Origin of the sequence: Paraburkholderia sp. HD33-4 (assembly GCF_021390635.1) — a bacterium.
Classification (GTDB): Bacteria; Pseudomonadota; Gammaproteobacteria; order Burkholderiales; family Burkholderiaceae; genus Paraburkholderia.
Window position 1 is genome coordinate 4,421,004 of record NZ_JAJEJS010000001.1, and the last position, 7,629, is coordinate 4,428,632.

8 protein-coding genes are annotated in these 7,629 nt (G+C 63.5%); 2 read left to right on the forward strand and 6 right to left on the reverse strand.

The window, feature by feature from the left end:
• Window positions 1-218: 218 nt before the first annotated feature.
• Window positions 219-1,409, reverse strand: coding sequence for a tyrosine-type recombinase/integrase (locus L0U84_RS19830; RefSeq protein ID WP_233851873.1), 1,191 nt, complete (start codon window positions 1,407-1,409; stop codon window positions 219-221).
• A 186-nt stretch (window positions 1,410-1,595) separates the two neighbouring features.
• Entirely contained in the window at window positions 1,596-2,990 is a 1,395-nt protein-coding gene (mnmE, locus tag L0U84_RS19835; RefSeq protein WP_233851875.1) for a tRNA uridine-5-carboxymethylaminomethyl(34) synthesis GTPase MnmE, read from the reverse strand.
• A gap of 381 nt (window positions 2,991-3,371) precedes the next feature.
• On the opposite strand from mnmE, the gene L0U84_RS19840 reads away from it, so the two are divergent.
• Window positions 3,372-3,779: an XRE family transcriptional regulator gene (locus L0U84_RS19840; protein WP_233851876.1), complete on the forward strand. Its 408-nt coding sequence runs from the start codon at window positions 3,372-3,374 to the stop codon at window positions 3,777-3,779.
• A gap of 138 nt (window positions 3,780-3,917) precedes the next feature.
• On the opposite strand, the gene yidC is transcribed toward L0U84_RS19840, so the two are convergent.
• The 4 genes from yidC to rpmH form a co-directional block, all read right to left on the reverse strand.
• A complete protein-coding gene (gene yidC, locus L0U84_RS19845) occupies window positions 3,918-5,576 on the reverse strand; it encodes a membrane protein insertase YidC (RefSeq protein ID WP_233851877.1) in 1,659 nt (552 codons plus the stop codon).
• Between the two features lie 30 nt (window positions 5,577-5,606).
• Entirely contained in the window at window positions 5,607-5,837 is a 231-nt protein-coding gene (gene yidD / locus L0U84_RS19850; RefSeq protein WP_167050029.1) for a membrane protein insertion efficiency factor YidD, read from the reverse strand.
• A 112-nt stretch (window positions 5,838-5,949) separates the two neighbouring features.
• Window positions 5,950-6,429 carry a ribonuclease P protein component gene (locus L0U84_RS19855; protein WP_442794018.1) on the reverse strand — a complete coding sequence of 160 codons (480 nt, stop codon included), beginning with the start codon at window positions 6,427-6,429 and terminating at the stop codon, window positions 5,950-5,952.
• 19 nt (window positions 6,430-6,448) lie between these two features.
• The gene (rpmH, locus tag L0U84_RS19860) at window positions 6,449-6,583 is read right to left on the reverse strand and encodes a 50S ribosomal protein L34 (RefSeq protein ID WP_004198824.1); all 135 of its coding nucleotides are present in this window, start codon (window positions 6,581-6,583) and stop codon (window positions 6,449-6,451) included.
• A 383-nt stretch (window positions 6,584-6,966) separates the two neighbouring features.
• Between rpmH and L0U84_RS19865 the strand changes: the two genes are divergently transcribed.
• Window positions 6,967-7,629 (forward strand): DnaA N-terminal domain-containing protein (locus L0U84_RS19865; protein WP_326491183.1); only part of this gene is annotated, 663 nt, incomplete at its 3' end.

Sequence of the window (7,629 nt, forward strand, 5' to 3'; positions counted from 1 at the left end):
CTCTCAGTGTAGGCGAAGGAAGCGGGGCAAGAACGACGATGTGAAACTGTCGAAAGAAGCGGAAAAAGGTGCGTTTGCGCCCGGGTTGGAAACCTTATTGTTCGATGATTTTTCCTTTGTCTGCTTAGGTTTCTGACGACGCCGTATCAGCCTGTGTACCATCCCGTTTCCGGCGTGAAGGCAAACGTCACATGGCGCCAAAACCCATGACGATGCCGTCAAGCCGTCCCGTTCGCCGTCTGCCGTGCGTCTTCCATCTGGCTATCGACAAAGTCTGCCCAACTCTGAAGCATGTGACGCTGCCGCGTCGCTTCATAGGTCGCATCACGATTCGCGATGTCGTCCCCCGCGCCTGATTGCTGCTCCATATTGCGCAGATGCGTCGACGCGGTGCGACGAAAGTCATGCAGCACGAAATGCTCAACGTCGAGCCCCAATGCCTTGACCGCCTGGTTCAGGGTGCTTTTGGCGATCGGCCGATCGCCGCCCCTGACGCTCGGGAATACGAACGTCTCGCTGGCGCGGGCGCGCTGCAACTCGCGCAGCAGCGCAACCGCCTGACGCGGCAGATGGACGATGCGGTCTTCCCGCGCGTTCAGGCGCGTGGCGGGGATCGCCCATAGCGCGTTGTCGAGATCGAACTCGGCCCATGTCGATTCGACGAGGTCCGACTTGCGCGCCATCGTCAGCACCAGCAGATGCAGCGCGAGCTTCAGCGGGCGGCGGATATTCGACGTGTCGATCGTGCGCAGCATGACACCGATCTCGGCGCCGGACAGCACGCGGGTGCGGCTGTCGAAGGTCGCGATCGAGCGCGCCGGCACGACTTCCGCGGGGTTGCCGGTGGCGAGCTGCCGTGCGATCAGGTATGCGTACAGGCGCTTTACGACGTTGCGCGTGTGCAGCGCCATTTTCGGCGAGCCGCGGCTTTTGATGCGCTCGCAGATCGCGATGATGTCGTCGGCGCTGACCGCGCCGATCGGCTTGTTGCCGATCGCGGGCAGCACGTCCTTGTCGAGCGCGCGCCGCGTGGTGCGGCGATATTCGTCCGACTTGCCGGCCAGCGCCGTCGCGAGATAAAGCTCGGCCGCTTCGCGCAGCACGTCGGCCTTGCTCTCGGCACCCCGATCGCGCCGCGCGGTCGCCACCGGCGAGATGCCCTGCGCGACGAGTGCCGCGTACCGCTGCGCCTTCGCGCGCGCGACGCGCAGAGAAATCATCCGGTAATCGCCGATGGTCGCGAGCGGCTGACGCTTGCCGTTCAACGTATAGCGGAAGCGCCAGACCTTGGTGCCGGTCGTCATGACCTCGATCACGAGGCCGTTGCCGTCGGCGACGCAGTAGCGGGTCGCGCGGGGTTCGAGTGCGCGGATCTCGGATTCGGTCAGCGGGGTGGCGAGGCGGGGCATGGTTTTGGCGACGCTCTACGGTTAGGCTCGGACAGCGGGGATTTTAAACCTTGGGATTAATTGTGTACCTAAGATTTACCGCGTTTTTGGTCGACGGAGTGCGATTTTCCATCGCGCGGCCGCGTGGCCAATTTGACCAAAAAAGGCCAAATGGCGGTGGGACCGCGTCGACGAACAAGTTCTGCGTTACTTGCCGATGCAGAATCGGCTGAAAATCACTCCGAGCAGATCGTCCGAACTGAACTCACCGGTGATCGAATTCAACTGATCCTGCGCGAGCCGCAATTCCTCGGCGAACAGATCGAGCGCCTGCGCGTTCTGCTCCGCATGCGCGGCAGCGGTAGCCAGATGCTCGTCGGCCGCGCGCAGCGCGATCAGGTGCCGCTCGCGCGCGAGATAGACGCTCTCCGCGCCCGCCTGCCAGCCGGCGATTCGCAGCAGCTCATCGCGCAGCAGCGAGACGCCGTCTCCCTTCTTCGCCGACAGCCGCACTTCGCTGAGTTCGAGATCGGCGTCGAGCGCCTGGGTCGCTGGCGCGAGCCCGGTCAGGTCGGTTTTGTTCAGCACGCGTACGACCGGCACGCCGCGCGGAAAGCGTCCGGCGATCGTTTCGTCGTCGCCCGTCATGCCGGTGCGCGCGTCGAGCAGATGCAGCACCACGTCCGCGCGCTCGATCTCGCCCCACGTGCGCTCGATGCCGATCTTTTCGACCTCGTCCTCGGTTTCGCGCAGGCCGGCCGTGTCGATCACGTGCAGCGGAATGCCTTCGATCTGGATCGTCTGCGCGACCTTGTCGCGCGTGGTGCCGGCGATCGGCGTGACGATCGCGAGCTCGGCCCCGGCGAGCGCGTTCAGCAACGACGACTTGCCGACGTTCGGCTGCCCCGCCAGCACGACCGACAAACCCTCGCGCAACAACGCCCCCTGGCGCGCCTCGCTGAGCACATGAGCGAGACGCTCTCGTATGCGCGCGAGCTTGCCGCGCGCGTCGGCGGCCTCGAGAAAGTCGATTTCCTCTTCCGGGAAGTCGAGCGTCGCTTCGACCAGCATCCGCAGCGTAATCACTTCTTCGACCAGTGCGTGGATGTCGCGCGAGAACGCGCCGTCGAGCGAACGGCCGGCCGAACGCGCGGCGGCCTCGGTGCTCGCCTCGATCAGATCGGCGACGGCTTCGGCCTGCGCGAGGTCGAGCTTGTCGTTCAGAAACGCGCGACGCGTGAACTCGCCGGGCTCGGCGAGCCGCAGGCCGAACGCGCGGCCGGCGTCGATACAGCGCTGCAAGACCAACTGCAGCACGACCGGGCCACCGTGGCCTTGCAGTTCGAGCACGTGCTCACCGGTGTACGAATGCGGCGCCGGGAAGTACAGCGCGATGCCGCGGTCGAGCGGATTGCCGCTCGCGTCGAGAAACGGCACATAGCTCGCGTGACGCGACGCGAGCGTCTGGCCGGTGAGGGCCTGCATCAATGGCTGGGCGGCGGCCGCGCCAGCGCGACCGAACGAAATCCGCACGACGCCGATGCCTCCCCGGCCGGGCGCGGTAGCAATGGCAACGATGGGATCGGAGTCGGTCGTGAGCATGGAAAGTCGGGGAAAACGCGAGGGGGAGGGCAGCGCCGCGTCGGTCGAGTCGGCGCGAGGCATTGTAACGCGCGCGCTTCGGACGGAAGGGTTGGCGGCAAGGATGTGAAGCGAATGGCGCGCTGGTTCGCCCTACGATCCGAGCAACTCAGATTTATCTTAAGTAAGCTAGGATCGTTACTACGATTCTTAAGAACAATTGAGATTTGATGGGACCGTCGGTTCAGGCAAAGCCAGGCCAGGCAATAGAGAGATGAAAAAAATCGAATCCGTGCAACGCGTTACCGGGCGCGCGCTGCAAGCTAAAACTATCTCAAATAGGAGAAAACAAAGCTTGATTGGTTGTCAACTAGGTGAACGCTGAATCGCACAATCTGGCCCATGCCAACCGACAAAGAAAAAGCCGCGTTCGCCAAGAGGCTGAAGGATCTGCTCGAGCCGCTGAAAATTCGCGGCGGGACCAAACTCGCCGAGCAGTTCAATCTTCGCTATCACGGCGAGCGGCCCGTGACACCACAGACCGCGCACAAATGGCTGACGGGTACGACGATTCCGAAGCCGGACAAGTTGCGCACGCTAGCCGAATGGTTGAACGTCAAGGAACACTGGCTCCATTACGGACCCGCGCCCGGCGCCAGCGCAAGACCGATGGCTCGCGGCGAAAAATATCCGCCGACGCCGGAAACGATCGAGCTCGCTTCCAAGATCGCATCGTTGACCCCGAAGGACCGGAATCTGGTCGAGGAAATGATCGTGCGCTTTTACGGCGAAGATTCCGACGAAGAGTGAGCGACGCAATTTAAGCGCGGCGGCCGGCCGCATTTCCTTCCACCGCATGTCAAAAAAAAGCCGCCCGGTTCGCACCGGGCGGCTTTTCGTTTTCAGCTTGCGGCGCGGCGGCCATGCGGACCGCCGCGGGACGGAACATCAGGCCGGCTTCGCCTTCGAGCTGCCCATCATCCGCGTGATGTAGTACTGCTGCGCGATCGACAGCACGTTGTTCACGACGTAGTACAGCACGAGACCCGCGGGGAAGAAGAAGAACATCACCGAGAACGCGATCGGCATGAACATCATCATCTTTGCCTGAACCGGGTCCGGCGGCGTCGGGTTCAAGCGGGTCTGCAGGAACATCGACACGGCCATCAGGACCGGCAGGATGAAATACGGGTCCTGCTGCGACAGATCCTGAATCCACAGAATCCACGGCGCGCCGCGCATTTCCACCGACGACAGCAACACCCAGTACAGCGAGATGAACACTGGGATCTGGATCACGACCGGCAGACAGCCGCCGAACGGATTGACCTTCTCGGTCTTGTACAGCTCCATCAGCGCCGCATTCATCTTTTGCGGATCGCCCTTGAAGCGTTCGCGCAGCGCTTGCATGCGCGGGGTGATCGCCTTCATGCGCGCCATCGACTTATAGCTCGCGGCCGACAGCGGGAAGAACACCGCCTTGATCAGCAGCGTCAGCAGCACGATCGACCAGCCCCAGTTGCCGACATAGCTGTGGATCTTCGACAGCAGCCAGAACAGCGGTTTCGCGATGATCGTGACCCAGCCGTAGTCCTTCACCAGATCGAGGCCCGGGGCAATGCCAGCGAGCATCTTCTCTTCTTCCGGACCGGCGAACAGACGCGCGGACACGCTGACGGTCTGGCCCGGCTGGATGGTCGGCATCGCCTGCTTCATGCCGACGCGATACAGCGACGGATCGATCTTCTCGGCGTAGAACTCGCGCTTCACGCCTTCCTGCGGAATCCACGCCGACGCGAAGTAGTGCTGGACCATCGCGACCCAGCCGTCGTTGGCTGACGTCGCGAAGTTCTCCTTGTTCTTGTCGAGATCGCTGAACGTCATCTTCTGGAAGTGATGCTCGTTCGTGTAGACAGCCGGTCCGATGAACGTGTGCGAGAAGCGCGGCGTTTCGACCGGCTGGTCGTCGCGCACGAGCTCCATATAGACCTGCGGCGTCACCGGCGTGGTGCCGACGTTCTGTACCTTGGTCTCGACGCCGATCACGTAGCTGCCGCGCGTGAACGTATACGTCTTGATGACCCTGAGGCCGCCCTTTTCCGGCGACTCGAAGCTCATCTGGAACGAGTTCTGACCCTCAGCCAGCTGGGTCGGCTGGTTCGGCATCAGCGTGAAGACATCGTTGTGATTCGGGAAATCACCGCCAAGCAGGCCGGTACGCGCCAGATACGTGTGATTGTTCGTCTTGTCGAACAGGGTGATTACGAGGTCCGGCTGCTTGCCGTCGCCCTGCTTGACGAGCGACAGCCGCGACAGCGTGCCGCCGCGGGTGTCAATTTCGCCGCTATAGACGTCGGTGCCGAACTTCACGAGCTGCGATTGCGCGGCTGCCGGCGCGTTGCCGGGCGCGGCCGCGTTGGTGGCCGGCAGATCGGCCGGTTGGGTGCCCGGCGTCGTGGTACCCGGCGCAGCGCTGCCGGCGGTCTGGGTCGGCGTCGTGCTCGGGAAGAACATCGACGGGCGTCCGTGGTCGCGTTGCCAGTTGTCGAACAGCATGACAGCTGACATGAAAAAGATGACCCATAGGACGGTGCGTTTGATATCCATGCGTTGTCTCAGTGTCGATGGAACGGCGCGTCAGCGCTTTTCAGAGGTGGGTGGCGGGACGAGATCGATGCCGCCCGCGGAAAACGGGTGGCAGCGGCAAACACGCCTCACGGCGAGATAAGTCCCGCGCGCGGCGCCATGATACTGGATTGCCTCGCGCGCGTAATCAGAGCAGGAAGGGTAAAAACGGCACCGGTTGCCGAGCATGGGGCTCACGGCAAGCTTGTAAAAACGCAATAAAGCGAAGAGTACCGTTTGCATGGCAGGTGCGGCCGAACGGCGCCGCGCAACGTGGAGTACCGAGCGACGCCCGCGCCCTGAAGCTGCCGGCGCAACGCCCGTTGCGGCGACCGTGGTGCGAGCGGTCACCGCGTCATTCCGTCCTGGGCGCCTCCGCGGGCGGCGCCTGACGACGGGTAATTTCGCGCGCTGCCTTGTCGAGCAACGCTTCGATTTCGCTGCGGCACAGCGCCTTCAACGGGGGCGACGACGCGCTCGGCAAAGCCTTTTTGTCGAAACGCGTGTGTAGACGCAGCAGCACATCCCAACCGCCGAATTCCACACGACGGACCCGGAAGGCTTCGCGCGCGATCCGGCGCACCAGATTACGCGTGGCCGCGCGCGGCGCATACTTCTTGCCGATCACGAGACCAAGACGCGCCTCGTTGCCGGTGGGCCGGCCGTACACGACGAAGTGCGCGGTACGGCGCCACGGCCGCAAACGAAAAACGGATGAAAATTCATCCGTTTTTAGCAGCCTTGCGGCTTTGGGGAAGGCGGCTTGCGCTCGCAACGGAACCGAGCCCGGTTGCTGCGCCCCGGCCGATCCCGCTTCGCCACGGGCTTCAGTCACAGCGCGCAATCCGCTTGCCTTAGATCGCGAGGCGCTTGCGGCCCTTCGCGCGACGTGCGTTGATGACCTTGCGGCCGCCAGCGGTCTTCATGCGAACGCGGAAGCCGTGGGTGCGCTTGCGACGGGTAACGGAAGGTTGGTAGGTACGTTTCATGTTGCTCTCACTTGATCGAAAAAAACCGCGCGATCATCGCTGAAAGCGCAATGGCCGGTGGTTCACTGAAATTGGTTTTCGCGGAACCCGCTATTTAAACTGGTTTTCCGTTGGCCGTCAATACTTTAGCCATCCTCCGGCGCAGCCGATGCTTGTGGGACCAGATGATCCGTCCCTGTGGATAACTCACTTTCGGGTCCGTTTTGGCGTTAGAATCTCGCCTTACTTCCCAAAAATGTTGCACGTCGCTCCGGCACGCTTGTCCCGCAGACCCTTGTGGCACAGGCGCCTGGGGCCGTTACGCCTGGCTGCTCAGGGCCTTGTTGCGCGTGCGCGACAGGGGCAGCGGCGACCGCCGTGCACACCATAACGATAGCAACTTGATGAACGAATTCTGGCAACACTGTTCCGCATTGCTGGAGCGAGAGCTTACGCCCCAGCAGTACGTGACGTGGATCAAACCCTTGGCCCCGGTCGCCTTCGACGCCGATGCGAATACGTTGAGCATTGCCGCGCCGAACCGCTTCAAGCTCGACTGGGTCAAGAGCCAGTTCTCCGGCCGCATTGCGGATATGGCCCGCGATTTCTGGCATACGCCGGTGGACGTGCAATTCGTACTGGATCCGAAGGCCGGCATGCGCGCCCCGGCGGCCGCGGCGCCGGCTCCGTCGTCGCCACGCCCGGCTTCACCTGCGCCGCAAGGCGGGAATGCCGGGGGCGTCGCGGCCGTAGATGCGGCTGTCGGCGCCGTGCAGGCCGCGCATGCCTCGCGCGCGAATCCCGTAGCCGCGGCAGCGGCGCTCGCCGCGCAAAACGCGCACCAACGCAGCGCCGCCGAAGACGCCGCAGACCTCGACCTGCCGAGCCTGGACGCGAACGAAGCCGCCGCCGGACGCCGCACGTGGCGTCCAGGCCAAGGCGCGGGCGCGGCAGCGAGCAGCGAGAACGACTCGATGTACGAGCGCTCGAAGCTGAATCCCGTGCTGACCTTCGACAACTTCGTGACCGGTAAGGCTAACCAGCTCGCGCGCGCCGCGGCGATCCAG

Coding starts and splice junctions, on each gene's coding strand:
- L0U84_RS19830 (WP_233851873.1), bottom strand. CDS start 1,409: ATGCCCCGCCTCGCCACCCCGCTGACCGAATCCGAGATCCGCGCACTC.
- mnmE (WP_233851875.1), bottom strand. CDS start 2,990: ATGCTCACGACCGACTCCGATCCCATCGTTGCCATTGCTACCGCGCCC.
- L0U84_RS19840 (WP_233851876.1), top strand. CDS start 3,372: ATGCCAACCGACAAAGAAAAAGCCGCGTTCGCCAAGAGGCTGAAGGAT.
- yidC (WP_233851877.1), bottom strand. CDS start 5,576: ATGGATATCAAACGCACCGTCCTATGGGTCATCTTTTTCATGTCAGCT.
- yidD (WP_167050029.1), bottom strand. CDS start 5,837: ATGCAAACGGTACTCTTCGCTTTATTGCGTTTTTACAAGCTTGCCGTG.
- rpmH (WP_004198824.1), bottom strand. CDS start 6,583: ATGAAACGTACCTACCAACCTTCCGTTACCCGTCGCAAGCGCACCCAC.